The sequence below is a fragment of the Moorena sp. SIO4E2 genome, from assembly GCF_010671945.1.
Classification (GTDB): domain Bacteria; phylum Cyanobacteriota; class Cyanobacteriia; order Cyanobacteriales; family Coleofasciculaceae; genus Moorena; species Moorena producens.
The window spans coordinates 1-14967 of record NZ_JAAHIE010000143.1; the positions used below are offsets into that span (position 1 = coordinate 1).

12 protein-coding genes are annotated in these 14967 nt (G+C 45.4%); 9 read left to right on the forward strand and 3 right to left on the reverse strand.

Going from position 1 to position 14967, the window contains the following annotated elements; translation table 11 throughout:
- Positions 1 to 992: RNA-guided endonuclease InsQ/TnpB family protein (locus F6K37_RS16465; protein ID WP_287251217.1), on the reverse strand; the 992-nt coding region annotated here is incomplete at its 3' end.
- Between the two features lie 202 nt (positions 993 to 1194).
- Positions 1195 to 1881, reverse strand: a complete 687-nt coding sequence (locus F6K37_RS16470) for a nucleoside hydrolase (protein WP_202799285.1) — start codon at positions 1879 to 1881, stop codon at positions 1195 to 1197.
- A gap of 362 nt (positions 1882 to 2243) precedes the next feature.
- On the opposite strand from F6K37_RS16470, the gene iscB reads away from it, so the two are divergent.
- The 4 genes from iscB to asnB all read left to right on the forward strand — a co-directional run bounded on the left by iscB (position 2244) and on the right by asnB (position 7832).
- Positions 2244 to 3533: an RNA-guided endonuclease IscB gene (iscB, locus tag F6K37_RS16475; protein ID WP_287251218.1), complete on the forward strand. Its 1290-nt coding sequence runs from the start codon at positions 2244 to 2246 to the stop codon at positions 3531 to 3533.
- Between the two features lie 37 nt (positions 3534 to 3570).
- Positions 3571 to 5004, forward strand: coding sequence for a decarboxylating NADP(+)-dependent phosphogluconate dehydrogenase (gene gnd, locus F6K37_RS16480; RefSeq protein ID WP_287251219.1), 1434 nt, complete (start codon positions 3571 to 3573; stop codon positions 5002 to 5004).
- 483 nt (positions 5005 to 5487) lie between these two features.
- Positions 5488 to 5628 (forward strand): hypothetical protein, encoded by a 141-nt coding sequence (locus tag F6K37_RS16485; RefSeq protein WP_287251220.1) that lies wholly within the window; start codon positions 5488 to 5490, stop codon positions 5626 to 5628.
- Between the two features lie 113 nt (positions 5629 to 5741).
- Positions 5742 to 7832 (forward strand): asparagine synthase (glutamine-hydrolyzing), encoded by a 2091-nt coding sequence (gene asnB / locus F6K37_RS16490; RefSeq protein WP_287251221.1) that lies wholly within the window; start codon positions 5742 to 5744, stop codon positions 7830 to 7832.
- 77 nt (positions 7833 to 7909) lie between these two features.
- On the opposite strand, the gene F6K37_RS16495 is transcribed toward asnB, so the two are convergent.
- Entirely contained in the window at positions 7910 to 8692 is a 783-nt protein-coding gene (locus tag F6K37_RS16495) for an ABC transporter permease (RefSeq protein WP_008190909.1), read from the reverse strand.
- Positions 8693 to 8834: 142 nt separating this feature from the next.
- Between F6K37_RS16495 and F6K37_RS16500 the strand changes: the two genes are divergently transcribed.
- The 5 genes from F6K37_RS16500 to F6K37_RS16520 all read left to right on the forward strand — a co-directional run.
- Positions 8835 to 9212 (forward strand): response regulator, encoded by a 378-nt coding sequence (locus F6K37_RS16500; RefSeq protein ID WP_287251222.1) that lies wholly within the window; start codon positions 8835 to 8837, stop codon positions 9210 to 9212.
- Between the two features lie 186 nt (positions 9213 to 9398).
- Positions 9399 to 11375, forward strand: a complete 1977-nt coding sequence (gene uvrC, locus F6K37_RS16505; RefSeq protein WP_287251223.1) for an excinuclease ABC subunit UvrC — start codon at positions 9399 to 9401, stop codon at positions 11373 to 11375.
- 587 nt (positions 11376 to 11962) lie between these two features.
- Entirely contained in the window at positions 11963 to 13651 is a 1689-nt protein-coding gene (locus F6K37_RS16510) for an efflux RND transporter periplasmic adaptor subunit (RefSeq protein ID WP_287251224.1), read from the forward strand.
- An 85-nt stretch (positions 13652 to 13736) separates the two neighbouring features.
- On the forward strand, positions 13737 to 13970 hold the full coding sequence (locus F6K37_RS16515; RefSeq protein ID WP_287251225.1) for a hypothetical protein: 234 nt from the start codon (positions 13737 to 13739) through the stop codon (positions 13968 to 13970).
- 3 nt (positions 13971 to 13973) lie between these two features.
- The coding region (locus F6K37_RS16520; protein ID WP_287251226.1) for an efflux RND transporter permease subunit at positions 13974 to 14967 on the forward strand (994 nt) is incomplete at its 3' end.

Genomic DNA, 14967 nt, shown 5'->3' on the forward strand with positions numbered 1-14967 from the left:
TGACTACTACCTTTGGCATCAACTTTCTGATGGTAAGTCCCAGTTTGGCGACAAACCCAATCCAAAATATTGAGAAATTGTCCTGGGGCACTATCAAGGACGTGCTTGGCAAGCATACCTTTACTCAGTCCCAAAATATTCAAATCCTCAGCAAATATCATTCCTGCCTGACGACAAAGATGATTACTGATTTTGTAGTGAAAATCTTGTCGCTGATTGCTAATCTTTTCGTGCAGCAAAGATATCTTTTTAGCCAGTGCTTGATAAGACTTACTTCCTCTTTCTTTCTTGCTAAGTCTGCGTTGCAGCCATTTCAGCTTGCTTTGAGACTGAATGTAGAACCGAGGGTTATCAATCAATTCACCTTGGCTAGTAGCTACAAAACTGGATATACCCCAATCAATCCCTAAAGGTTCACCATGAGGCATGGGTTCGGGGATAGAAATGTCAGACTGTAAAATCCGTTGAGCATACCAACCCGAAGCCTTGAACAAAACCCGAACTTGCTTGACAACAAATCCATCAGGAATAGCCCGATGCAAAACAATGGGCATCTTGCCAATCTTAGGGAGTTTGATTTGCCACCCAGTAATCGGATTCGATTTGAACTGAGGAAATACAAAAGAACGATATCGTCCGACTTTTTTGAAGCGTGGAAATCCAAACTGTCTCTGTTGCCTCATCTTAAATGCTCTATCAAGTCTCTTGAGAGCATCTTGAAGAACTTGAGAGTGAACGGCTTTGAACTCAGGAATATTTTTCTTGGCGACCGTCAGTGCGTTCTGTTGTTTGTAGTAATCGGGATATGGCTCGTCAACAGAGATAATATATTCGTGTCTGAGACTACAAGCGTCAACTCTACACTTACGGCTATTTATCCAGTCTTTTCTTTGTCGCAGTGCGTAATTGTAAACACGCCGACATTGTTCGAGCCAATCAAGCATTTTAGCTTCTTGGTCAATATCTGGATGAATGCGATATGTGTAAGTCATGCTTTCCATGAGTATATTCTAACAGATTTTATTGTCTTGTTAAAATATTTAAATTGCCAATTTTTGGGGCATCGAACCCCTCAATTGGCTTGGGTAGTCCATGTATCCCGACGCTAATTCTGCGAATATAGCACGGGACTTATAGCTCCCCAAACCCCTCGCCAGTTAAGCCACGGGAATTTTGAATCTTAACACTGGCGTCTTACGCTCTAGCGTTGCAGTCTACAGCAAAACGTGCTATGTCTGTGCCTAAGTTTTTGATTTGTGCGATCTCATCGGGGAGTAATGCTGCTTCACCACGGCTTAATTCCCAACCGACCATCTCCATCGGCATGCCACTGTGAAAGACAATTTTAGCAGCATCTGGATCTACCCAAATGTTATATTCCGCAGCTGGAGTAACGTTGCCCACCACATTAGCGGCTCCACCCATGATCACGCAACGCTTTACTAGGGAGGCTATTTCTGGGGCACGGAGTAATGCGATCGCAATATTAGTCAGTGGTCCTAAAGTAACTAAGGTGATTTCCTTGGGATTAGTCTTAATAGTATCAATGATGATATCCACACCATGAGCTAGCTGGGGTTTAGCCTGGGGCTCAGGGTAGTGCATGTTCCCCATACCGTCTTCACCATGGAACCATTGAGCATATTGGCATGGGCGGAGCATTGGTTTAGGGCAGCCAAGGTAGACAGGGGTGGATGCGCCGCACATCTGGACGGTATACAGGGCGTTTTTTGCACCCTGTTCCACAGGTACATTTCCACTAACTATAGTGATAGCTTCAACCTGGACATCTGGCCAACGATGTGCCATCAGGAGTGCAACGGCATCATCGGAAGCGGTATCGGTGTCAATCAGGAATTTCCGCATATGTGAATGTAGCATTTCTTAATGGTATTACTACCAGAACTCTTAATGTCTTCTTTAGGCAAGAACCCAAAATATCGGGCTAACCTGGGAGTGAATCCACCCTAGACAACTACTACAGCAAAACTGGCGGACCAATTACTAAACCTTAGCAAACCTGCTCAAATCGGGTTTTTACTGAGTCTTCAGATTGGTCAAGCTCACCAAATGGTAAACGCTATGAAGGTCACGATACCCTGGGGTGCAAGCCAGCTCCAGGCTCTATCGCTTCTGATTAAACAGGTGATGAATTAATTTAGTGAAGCCAGTGTCAGGAGCCTAACAAGCTTTGATAGCCGAGCGAGGCACACTTTACCCTTAACGGGAGTAAACACAAAACCATGTGTAATTACGTCTTTGTTTTAGATGCAAGCCATAAACCCCTCAATCCCTGCCGTCCCGTTACCGCCAGGAAGCTTTTAACGGCTGGGAAGGCGGCTGTATATCGCCGTTACCCTTTCACCATTATCTTGAAAAAGCAGGTAGACGGCGTTGCCAAACCGATGTCCCTCAAGATCGATCCTGGCTCCAAGATTACTGGTCTAGCTATTGTGTATGGTAATCAGGTGGTATGGTCTGCTGAAATAGAACATCGTGGCTCCAAAATCAAATCAGCTCTCGACTCTCGTAGAGCAGTTCGTCGTTCCCGTAGAAACAGGAAATGCCGCTACCGAAAGCCACGTTTCAACAACCGAAAACGCCCAGAAGGTTGGTTGGCTCCGAGCCTACAGCACAGAGTGGCAACCACTATGACCTGGGTGCTGAAATTGATGAAACTCACCCCCATTGGTGGGATTTCCCAGGAGCTAGTCCGGTTCGATACCCAAAAGCTCCAAAATCCGGAAATCTCTGGCATAGAGTACCAACAGGGGGAGCTGATGGGCTATGAAGTGCGGGAGTACTTGTATCAGAAATGGGGTCGTCAATGTGTCTACTGTGGGGCGAACTCGGTCAAGCTAGAGGTGGAACACATAGTTCCCAAATCGAAGGGGGGGACAAATCGTGTCAATAACCTCACCCTAGCCTGCCATGGGTGTAATCAGGCCAAAGGAAATCTTGATGCTCGGGATTTTTTATCGGGGAAACCCGATGTCCTAAAGCGGATTTTAGGTAAAGCAAAGCAACCACTATTAGATGCGGCGGCGGTCAACTCCACCCGTTGGCAACTTTACCAAAGTTTGAAAGAAACTGGATTGTCCGTAGCAGTGGGAACTGGTGGCAGAACCCAGTACAACCGTATCAAGCTGGGATTACCCAAGGGTCATTGGGTTGATGCAGCTTGTGTCGGGGAAGTGGCCACATTGAAGATTGTCACCAGACAACCTCTTTTAATCAAAGCGATGGGTCACGGTTGTCGTCAGGTAATCCAGATGGACAAATACGGCTTTCCTCGCAAAGGTTACAAACCTAAGCATCCTGTGAAGGGATGGAAAACTGGGGATATCGTTAATGTGGTGGCTGGAAAGAATGCTGGATTAAAAGGGGTTCGCATCAAGAGCGTCAGAGCCAAAGGAAATTTTGATCTGATCGGGTCATTTAACGGTGCCTCCAACAAGGTCTTGAGTGCATCTCAGAACTACATTCAATGTGTCCATCGCCACGATGGGTATTCTTATAGTTTTGCTGAATGATAAGTAACTTTGATAAGCTTTTTTGTAGGAGATTTTTATGACACAACGGACCTTTGGGGTAATTGGTTTGGCTGTAATGGGGGAAAACCTCGCGCTTAATGTAGAAAGTCGTGGTTTCCCAATCGCAGTATACAACCGGACTGCAGCCAAAACCGAGAAATTTATGGCTGAGCGAGCTCAGGGCAAGGATGTGAAAGCTGCTTATTCCTTGGAAGAGTTTGTTCAAGCTCTAGAGCGACCCCGCAAAATCCTAGTGATGGTGAAAGCAGGGAAGCCAGTTGATGCAGTTATTGAGCAACTCAAACCTCTCCTAGAGCCAGGAGATATGATCATTGATGGTGGCAATTCTCTCTACCAAGATACCGAGCGGCGGACTAAGGATTTAGAAGCCACAGGATTGGGATTTGTTGGCATGGGCGTCAGTGGTGGTGAAGAAGGAGCCCTCAATGGTCCGAGTTTAATGCCTGGTGGTACTTCATCAGCATACCAGGATTTAGAACCAATTTTGACCAAAATTGCGGCTCAGGTTGATGATGGTCCCTGTGTTACCTACATTGGTCCCGGTGGTGCTGGTCACTACGTGAAAATGGCACACAATGGCATTGAGTATGGCGACATGCAACTAATTGCTGAAGCCTACGATGTACTGAAAAATGCCTTGGGACTAGATCACAAGCAGCTCCATGAGGTATTTGCTGAATGGAACACCACTGATGAGCTAAATTCCTTTTTGATTGAAATTACAGCGGATATCTTCAAATACATTGATCCAGACACGAATGGGCCGTTAGTGGAGATGATTCTTGATGCTGCTGGACAAAAGGGCACTGGACGGTGGACTGTAGTTAGTTCCCTAGAACTAGGGGTGTCAATTCCTACCATCTACGCTGCAGTCAATGCTCGTGTCATCTCCTCTTTCAAGGATCAGCGGGTAGCAGCAGCTAAGGAAATCACTGGTCCTGTGGGTAAGTATGATGGCGATGTCAAAGCATTTATTACCAAAGTCCGGGATGCTCTCTATTGCTCTAAGATGTGTTCCTATGCTCAGGGGATGGCACTCTTGAGTCGGGCATCGGAAGAGTTTAACTATAATCTGAACTTGAGTGAAGTTGCCCGGATTTGGAAAGGAGGTTGTATCATTCGAGCTGGCTTCTTAGATAAGATTAAGAATGCCTTCAACCAAAATCCCCAACTCCCCAATCTCTTGTTAGCTCCTGAGTTTAAGCAAACAATTTTGGATCGTCAGGATGGTTGGCGAGATGTGCTAGCGGTATCAAACAAATTAGGGATTCCAGTTCCTGCTTTTAGTGCATCCCTAGATTACTTCGACAGTTACCGACGCGATCGCTTACCCCAAAACCTGACCCAAGCCCAGCGTGACTACTTTGGTGCTCATACCTACGAGCGGCTGGATAAACCCAGGGGTGAGTTTTTCCACACCGATTGGATGGGATTGAGTTCACAAGGTTAGTAAAACTTTATTACTGCTTTAGGCGCAAAGCATTTGGGCGACCATGGTTTATTCTGATTTGATCAGGTCATAAACCCGATGCTTTGCCCTAGTATAGCAGAAGTCAGAAGTCAGAAGTCAGAAGTCAGAAGTAAAACTCTTGCGCTTACAAAGGGTGTGAGACTTTTGTCATGTCCTAACTGCCCTGGCGACTGCTATAACTATAGGAAAGGGAATAGGGAGCAGGGAACAAAAATTTACAATTTATTTAGCATTGCTATAATCAAAAACTATTCGAGTAAAGCAGATTTATAATAGCGCTGCATCGCTTCATTTATTTAAATTTAAAACTAGTTAATTTTAAAACACCATTACACCCATTGCTATATAGCAATCCTATCTGATTCGTGAAATAAATGGGCTGCTTTCCACCATCCCGTTAATTATAGGTATTTTACCGGACTTGATATAACAGGTGATCCGTAATTTTTGCGATCGCGAAGCGTGACCTACGGTCAATCGCTTTTAGCGTGGCCTACGGCCAATCGCGTAGCGGCTCCTTGGCCAAAAGGCCACGCTACGCGAAAGGAGCATCGCTTTTTTCGTTGGTGCTTTGCTTGCCTATTATACCAACCTGGAGATTAATCCTAAGTTCACAATTGTCCAATCACCGTTAAAAAGCGCCATTTTGCCGTTGGATACCAAAATAGTAATTTTGTCAAGGCTTACGGGAATTATAGTCATAAGTCCCCTAATTAGTGGTTGAGTTAGTTGTTCAGCGACTAGAGGGCGATTGGCCTTTGGCCACGCTTTCGGCAAAGCCGACGCTACGCGAACGCGAACGGCCTTTGGCCACGCTTTCGGCAAAGCCGACGCTACGCGAACGCGAACGCAATTTGTTTTGTTCGAGGTATCCAGCATTAATGGGTAGTATAGTAGGCATTTTCACAGCTACAGATAAGCATCTTGATCGGAACTTGCTTCTGCGCATGCGTAATGCAATTACCTATAGTGGTTCTGATCACAGTTATTTAGAGATTACACCAGAGGATGGAGTGGGTCTAGCCCATGTTCCCCTGATCAGCAGAGACTTAACGGCTGATAGCTATCAGCCAATGTGGAACTCTAACCATACAAGGGTCGTTGTCTTCAGTGGTACAATTTTCAACTGCCTGGAAATCAGAGACGAGTTGGAAACATTGGGGTTTCATGTTCAACCTAATAGTGACACTGAAGTATTACTGAAGGGATACGAAGCTTGGGGAACAGAGGTTGTTGATAAGCTCAATGGTACATTTGCTTTTGCTATTTGGGACCGCTCTGTTGGAAAGCTGTGGTTAGCGAGAGACAGATTTGGGGAGCAACCACTATATTACTTCTTCGATGAGGTACACTCTACTTTTATTTTTGCTTCAGAACTCAAGGCAATTTTAGAACACCCTGTTGTTTCCAAAGCTGTAGACCCTCAAGGGTTACAATCTTACCTGGTTTTTGGATACGTTCCTGCTCCCTTGAGCTTAGTTAAGGGGGTAAAAAAGCTACAAGCTGCCCATAGTTTAATCATTGAAGCCGGAAAAACACCGGAGCTATATTGCTACTGGCAACTCAAGCAAGTGGCAACATTGCAGAGTGCGCCAGAAGCAGAAATAAGAGACAATCTTCGTTCGCGGTTTGAGTTGGCGGTAAAGCGTCGCTTAGATCGTAACAGTCATTTATCTCCCGCAGCACTTCTGAGTGGAGGTTTAGACTCGACCCTGGTTGTGGGTATGATGAGCAAACTCTTAAAAGAACCAGTTCACACCTTTTCTACAGCCTTTGAAATTGGTTCTGTTGATGCTGAAATCTGGAACACAAATCCGAATCAGTGTAACTCTGATGCTGATGTTGCTAAAGCAGTGAGTGCCCATTTTGGTACCAAACATAGTCAGCTGATTATCTCTGGGAGACAAGATTTAATCGGCACACTGCGGCGTTGTGTGAGAAATTTTGGTGAGCCTCATAGTAATCAGATTAACGTCACCATGATCTTGCTAGCTGAATGGCTTAAGGAGCAAGGAATTGCAGTAGTAATGACTGGGGATGGCAGTGATGCTATCTTTGGAGGTGAGCCGCGCCATCAATTAGATATGCAGATTAGCCTCTTGCAAAAATTACCTAGGTGGTTGCGCAACTTAGCCTATGCCAACAGAAACAAATGGCCACTGAAAGATAACTTTAATCCTACAGCCTTTAGAAGAGTGGACTTAGCACCCTTAACTGTAGAAAGATTAAATACTTGGTTTACCTACAGCAAAGTTGAATTTAATCATCTCTTACAGGGAGAATACGCTACAGATACCGGAGTCATAGACTCGATATATCAGGACCTATTAAAACGTTTGCTCTCCAACAATCACATTACTAGCAACCAAGATGCCCTGCTCTACATGGATTTGAAGTTGGATATTGAAGAATCAAATCGCATGAGGGCATATAAAACAAGTACGCCAGCAGGGTTGGCATCCCTCACTCCTTTTTTAGATTACCAATTTGTTGAATATGCTATGTCTATTCCCTTTGCCAGGAAAGTGGGCTGGCAAAAAGATAAACAACTGCTGAGAGAAACGTTTTCAGATTTGTTGCCAAAAGTAGTAGAAAAGCGGAAAAAGTATGGTTGGCGATCGCCTTTTGGTTCTTGGCTCAAAGATTATCTGTGGCAAGATGTTTGTGGGTTAATTCAAACATTGCCAGAAACAGGTATTTTTACACCGGAAGTTTGTAACTTGATACAAGACTACCAACCTGCTAACAGCCGCCAACTTTGGTCGTTGCTGACTTTTGCCATCTGGCACCAAGAATTTATGGAATGACCAATATTAGCTTGATTCGCAAGAATCAAGAGGTGCGACCCGTGGCGAATTTAATTCGCCTACGGAAAGCGCACCTACTAACTAGAAGCACTGGTATAAAAACGCAGGGCAAACTGCCAAAAGATCCCAGAAGCAAACAGCAATCCTAGGGCTAGAATACCGGAACCTACTACCCAAAAGGTATCACTCCGATTCAACATCACTTCTGCTGGGACTGTAGTCAGGAACGCCACTGGCACTACAAAGGTAAAGAAGAACCGATAGCTAGCCGGATAAGCTACGATGGGATATCGACCAGCTTCTAGCATACTGCGCAGAACAGCGGTGACATTGTAGATTTTGACAAACCAAATGCTTGTTGCTCCCAGCATAAACCAGATGCTGTAGAGGCTAGTCAACCCAAAACATAGTGGCACTACACTCAAAAGATAGTTGCCGATATCTAAGTTTAGGCGTCCACCAGCGTAGCCTATTACTATAATTGAGAAGATTAAGTCTGGTAACCCCCAAGGGCTGACACTTCGCCAAGACAGCCAGAACTGAGAACTAATGGGCTTGAGTAGGATAAAATCGAGGGTTCCTTGCTCGACGTGATCCACAATCCGGTTGAGATTGGGAATCAGGAATGTGCCAGAAAACCCCTGTAGTAAAGTGAATATCCCTAGTATGACCAGGGCTTCTTCCCAATTCCAGCCGGAAAAGGTGTAGCCAGTGCGGTAAAACAAGAATAGACCGAATAGGCTACCAGCTAGGTTTCCTAGGCTGCTCAAGGTAGCGATCGCAAAATTTAACCGATATTCCAGTTCAGCAGTGAGCGCAGTACTCCAGAACAACTGGAGTACACTAACATATCGTTTCATATTAATGTGGCTATCAATGAAACTTGGGCTACCCCCAATAATATGCCATTGGGCTAATGCACCAACTATCCCTTATAATTGCATCTTATTCTAAGGTTCTGATAAGATTTAAATTTTCACAGTTAGGTTGAATAGGATAATAATGAATAAAATCTTGGTAATTGAGGACGAGATTTTTATTCGAGAAAATCTGATCGAACTCCTTGAAATTGAAGGGTTTGACGCTCAGGGTGCTGAAAATGGTGTTGAAGGTGTACAGTTGGTTCAACAAGAACCACCAGATTTGATTTTGTGCGATGTAATGATGCCTGAACTAGATGGATATGGGGTATTGCAGGCACTACGTCAAGATCCAGCCACAGCGAAAATTCCGTTTATGTTTCTGACGGCTAGTGCAGATCGCAGCAATATTCAGAAGATCAGAGAACTAGGCATTCATGACTATATTCTTAAGCCATTTAATGTGGATAAATTTTTGGATGTAATCTCAAATCGGCTAGCGGAACAAAATAAAGCCTAGGGCGTGTTTTCAAAGTTTTCCGCAAGATTATTCACCCCCCCAGCCCCCCTTGAAAAAGGGGGGAGCCATACTCAAAGTCCCCCTTTTTTAAGGGGGACCAACGGGGGATCTCCGAGGCAAGAAGACACGCCCTAGTGGTGATCACGGGAAATAACAACCAACAGTTGACCACAGACCATTCACGCTATGAGTTCTAAGCCATTAATCCAAGATCCAGAACCCTTGGAAAGTCGATTGAAAGAAATTCCCCTGGAACCAGGGGTTTATTTAATGCGTGACCATAGCGCTAGTATTCTTTACATCGGCAAATCCCGAAAATTGCGTACGCGAGTCCGTTCCTATTTCCGTGACTCCCAACCCCTGAGTCCTCGCATTGCGATGATGGTGGCACAGGTTACTGATATTGAATTCATCGTAACCGATACCGAAGCGGAAGCCCTAGCGTTGGAAGCCAATCTGATTAAGCAGCACCAACCTTACTACAACGTACTGCTCAAGGATGATAAGAAGTATCCCTATGTTGCCATCACTTGGTCAGAGGATTATCCCCGTATCTTCATTACCCGTAAGCGGCGCATGGGGAATAAACAGGATAAATACTATGGTCCCTACGTCGATGTCAAGCTATTGCGCAATACTTTAGCTCTGGTCAAACAGATTTTCCCCATCCGGCAACGCCCTCGACCTCTGTTTAAAGACCGTCCTTGCCTTAACTATGATTTAGGTCGTTGTCCTGGTGTGTGTCAAAAACTAATTACACCGGAAGAGTACCGTCAAACCATCCAGAAAATCGCTATGGTTTTTCAAGGGCGTAGTGGGGAACTAATTGAGATGCTGACGGCCAATATGGAACAAGCAGCAGAATCCCTTAACTTTGAGCTAGCAGCGCGGATTAGGGATCAGATTACTGGACTTAATTCCCTCAGTACAGACCAAAAAGTAGCCTTACCTGACGATACTGTATCACGAGATGCGATCGCACTAGCGGCTGATGCCAAACATGCTTGCATCCAACTATTTCAGATCCGTGCTGGTCACTTAGTCGGGCGCTTGGGATTTTTTGCCGATGTAGCCCCTCAAGGGAATGGGGGGATAGAACTCGGAGCCATTTTACAACGGGTTTTAGAAGAGCATTACCAAACTGCTGATGCGGTGGAAATCCCCACAGAAATTTTGGTGCAACACCCGTTACCCGATGGGGAGATGTTGGCTGACTATTTGAGCCGGAGCAAAGGTCGAAATGTGACTATACTCACTCCCCAACGGCAAACCAAAGCTGAACTGATTGAAATGGTCAAGCGCAATGCTAACTATGAACTGGAACGCACCCAGCGATTGGTTGACCGCAACACCAAAGCCATGGAGGATTTAGCTAACATTCTTGACTTACCGGATTTACCACGGCGCATAGAAGGGTATGACATTTCCCACATCCAGGGGAGCAATGCAGTGGCTTCTCAGGTAGTGTTTCTAGATGGCACACCAGCCAAGCAGCACTACCGTCACTACAAGATCAAAAATCCTAATATCACTGTCGGTCACTCCGATGATTTTGCTAGCCTTGCTGAGGTGATTCGCCGTCGCTTCAAAAAAAGTCAACTCGAACCAGAACTAGCAGATAATCAAAACTCAACAAGCAACACTAAACACTCAACACTCAACAACCAAAACTCAACACCCAAAACTCAACAATCAACAAGCAACACTAAACACTCAACACTCAGAAAAGATTGGCCTGATTTGGTAATTATTGATGGCGGAAAAGGACAGCTGTCAGCAGTTGTAGCAGTATTGCAAGAGCTAAATTTACAAGAAGAAGTGCCTGTGGTAAGCTTAGCTAAACAGTACGAAGAACTATTTTTACCAGAGGAGCCATTACCCTTAAACACTGATCCCGAGCAACCAGGGGTGCAACTTTTACGCAGGGTCAGAGATGAGGCTCATCGGTTTGCGGTGAATTTTCATCGGAAACAAAGAAGTAGTCAGTTAAATCGTTCCCGTTTAGATGAGATTCCTGGATTGGGATTTCAGCGGCAAAAACAGTTATTGGCTCACTTTAACTCCATTGATTATATTCGCAACGCATCGGTTAAACAGCTTGCTGAAGTACCAGGCATTGGTTTGCGTTTATCCAAGGAAATTTATCACTACTTCCACCCATGACTAGACCTTTTTAAAAGGTATATCTTATAACTACTACTAGAGTTTTATCGGTCAGCAAACAGAGGAAAATGCCACACAAAAACTGAGGCAACAACAGGTGCGACCCGTGGCGAATTTAATAATTAGATGCGGAAAGCGCACCTATGAAAGAAAAACTGAGACAATCTAGTCTGATCTGCCAATTAGTCTGAAGATATAGACGTTGCGGTATCAATCTCTAAGTAGGTTTACTCTCTAAGTCGTTTGACTCAATGGACTTGGATGTAAAGGACTTGTAGGTTTCGCGTTCCCGTAGCGGCTCCTTAGGAGCATCGCTTCCTGTGGGCTTTCTTTCTGTGGGCTTTTTTCTGTGCTCTTTGGCGATGCTTTGCCGATGTCGATGTTGGGGAGGGCTGAATCGGTGACTAAATTATGTGATTAACTATTATACATCTTATTTGATTAAGAAAAAACATGGATAGACAGTTTCAGCTCAGGTCCTAATACTTTTTAAGTTAATAATTTTTAAGTTATATTAAGAAGTAACCCTAAAAAATCATCTTTCTTTAATAAAATTACCCAGCACTACCAGTAACAGGGGAATAACCATGACCCGAAACACTTTAGATGAACAGAGATCTCAGCTGAATGGCTCTGGCACTATCACTGAGCCAGATCACCAACAGAGATCTCAGCTGAATGGCTCTGGCACTATCACTGAGCCAGATCACCAACCATTACACCAAGCTAATCACCAACAGGAGGATTCAGCCTCATCATTACCCAGATCCGAGACTAGTGAATCCAAAAACTCCTTGACATTAGGAGCAGGTAGTTTAGTGATGGCCATGGGTATGGGAATTATGCTGACCTTCCTAGGAATGCGATTGATCGGGACAGCTCCAAAGGTTCAAAAAACCGATTCCCCTGCTGAAACTGTTCAAACCCCTGCGGCTGTCCCCTCTGCTGAAACCCCTGCGGCTGTCCCCTCTGCTGTACCTGCTCAAACTGTTACGGTGGCAGACGTAAAAACCACCACAGTTAACCGTACCCTAGAAGCTATTGGTAGTGTTGCTGCTTTTGAGGAGATTAGGGTCAAGTCCCAAGCAACGGGTTTACAGATTAAACAGGTACTGGTTAGAGAAGGGGAATTTGTCAAGGCCGGACAAGTAATGGTCAGGCTAGATAATGCTGTGCTTCAGGCACAGTTAGCTCAAGCTCAGGCAGCAGTTGCCCAAGCTGAAGCCCGTTTAGCAGAACTCAAAGCAGGGACACGCTCAGAAGAAAAAGCCCAAGCTAGAGCTCGTCTAGACCAAGCCCAAGCTCGTCTAAGACAGGCCCAAGCCAGTATCCCTAGACAAATTGACCAAGCCAAAGCCCGAGTGGCATCGGCTGTTGCACAGTTGAGTCTAGCTAAACGTCGCTTCGAGAGCCAGGAAAAATTGATTGCCGAGGGAGCCATCTCCCAAGACCGCTATAATGAGGTGGAAAGTCAATATTTCAGTGCTCAAGCGAATTTATCTGAAGCCCAACAACGCCTTGAGCAAACACGAAACACCAACTCCCCAGAAATTGCTCAGTTAGAAGCCGCTGTCGTAGAAGCGCAACAGCAGCTCCAGCAAAGATTGGCTGGTTCCCGTCCAGAAGTAATTGCTCAAGCCCAAGCTCAACTGGCTAGAGAAAAGGCACAAGTCCAGTTAGTGATGGCGCAACTGAACGATACCCAAGTGGTGGCACCAGTCAGTGGCAAAGTAGCCACTAGAAATGCCCGTGTCGGTGATATTACCTCTTCGTCAGAAACACTCTTTACCATTATCGAAAAGGGGCGTTTGGAACTGTTATTAAGGGTACCCGAAACCCAACTGTCCCAAATTCAGATTGGACAACCAGTAGAAATATCTTCTAAAGGAGATAGCCGCCTGAAGCTTTCTGGAACAGTACGAGAAATTGACCCGATAGTTGATCAGCAGTCTCGTCAGGCTCTGGTAAAAGTAGATTTACCCAATTCCGGCACCTTGCGACCAGGGATGTTTTTACAAGGCTCCATCACCACCTCAGCCACTACCGGTCTAACTATACCATCGAAAGCAGTATTGCCCCAAGCCGACACTAGCGCTATCGTTTACCGACTCGAAGCAGATAACACCGTTAAAGCACAACCAGTGGTAATGGGAGAACTGCTCCCTAGTGGGCAAGTAGAAATCAAGAGTGGTTTATCCGCAAGCGATCGCATTGTAGTCAAAGGTGCTGCTTTCCTCAAAGACGGCGATCCCGTCCAAGTATTAGAAACTCCATAGAAGCGTTGAAAGTTAACCGGTTACAGCTTCCATGTTGATTAACGGTTGAAAGTTAACCGGTTACAGCTTCCATGTTGATTAACGGTTGAAAGTTAGCCGGTTACAGGTTCGATATTGGGCAAATAACCTTGGCCAAAAGCCCACGCTACGGGCACAATCTTGGCCAAAAGCCCACGCGATCGCGTTCAACCAACTAACCTTCAACCAACTAACCTTCAACCAACTAACCTTCAACCAACTAACCTTCAACCAACTAACCTTCAACCAACTAACCTTGGCCAATAGGCCACGCGATCGCGTTCAACCTTCAACTATTTAAAAGATGTCCTTCCACGTCTCCTCTTGGTCAATTAAAAATCCGGTTGCTACTCTGGTCATGTTCCTGGTTTTAGGAATAGTCGGTCTATTCTCCTTTATGCAGTTGGGAATTGATCGGCTCCCTAATATTGATCTTCCAGCGGTGATGGTTACTGTTACCCAGCCAGGAGCAGGACCTGCAGAACTGGAATTCCAGGTCACGAAAAAAGTTGAAGATGCTGTTGCTAGCCTCGGAAATATTGACCAAATCAGCTCCACGGTTACTGATGGCAGCTCAAGAACCGTTATCAATTTTGTCCTGGGAACTGATAGCAATCAGGCAACGAATGATGTACGCAATGCCGTAGCTCAAATTCGCCAAAGTTTGCCCCTAGATATCAACGAACCTATTGTCAGACGGTTAGAATTTTCCGGGGGTTCAGTGATGACCTATGCGGTAGCTTCTAACAAACGCTCGGTGGAGGAGTTGAGTGATCTAGTTGACCGGAAAATTAGCCGTGATCTGGTTAATGTACCGGGAGTTGCCCAAATTGATCGACTCGGAGGAGTTGACCGGGAAATTCGAGTTGACCTTGACCCCGCTAGATTACAAGCTTTTGGTATCACTGCTACCCAAGTTAATGACCAAATTCGGACTTTTAATGTCAACTTACCCGGTGGTCGCGGTAACATCGGCGGCGCTGAACAGAATGTTCGGACTCTCGGAAGTGCTAAGACAGTCGAAGAGTTAAAAAACTACCGTATTGTACTCCCAGATGGCGCAAATGTTCCCCTTTCCAGTTTGGGAGAGGTGACCGACGGCTTTGGTGATCTTAGGAAAGCTGCCTATCTGAATGGGGATTCAGTGGTGGCCTTTTCTGTGCTGCGCAGCACTGGTAGCAGTTTAGTCTCGGTGGAAGAAGGGGTTCGCAAGGCGGTTGTTCAACTAAAAACTACCCTGCCAGAGGATATTGAACTGCGCTTGATCTTCACCCGTGCTGATTCCATCCGTGAGTCCT

What these genes read in the sequence shown, in the direction of transcription:
- F6K37_RS16470 (WP_202799285.1), bottom strand. Translation starts at nt 1,881, where the DNA reads ATGCTACATTCACATATGCGGAAATTCCTGATTGACACCGATACCGCT.
- iscB (WP_287251218.1), top strand. Translation starts at nt 2,244, where the DNA reads ATGTGTAATTACGTCTTTGTTTTAGATGCAAGCCATAAACCCCTCAAT.
- gnd (WP_287251219.1), top strand. Translation starts at nt 3,571, where the DNA reads ATGACACAACGGACCTTTGGGGTAATTGGTTTGGCTGTAATGGGGGAA.
- F6K37_RS16495 (WP_008190909.1), bottom strand. Translation starts at nt 8,692, where the DNA reads ATGAAACGATATGTTAGTGTACTCCAGTTGTTCTGGAGTACTGCGCTC.
- F6K37_RS16500 (WP_287251222.1), top strand. Translation starts at nt 8,835, where the DNA reads ATGAATAAAATCTTGGTAATTGAGGACGAGATTTTTATTCGAGAAAAT.
- uvrC (WP_287251223.1), top strand. Translation starts at nt 9,399, where the DNA reads ATGAGTTCTAAGCCATTAATCCAAGATCCAGAACCCTTGGAAAGTCGA.
- F6K37_RS16510 (WP_287251224.1), top strand. Translation starts at nt 11,963, where the DNA reads ATGACCCGAAACACTTTAGATGAACAGAGATCTCAGCTGAATGGCTCT.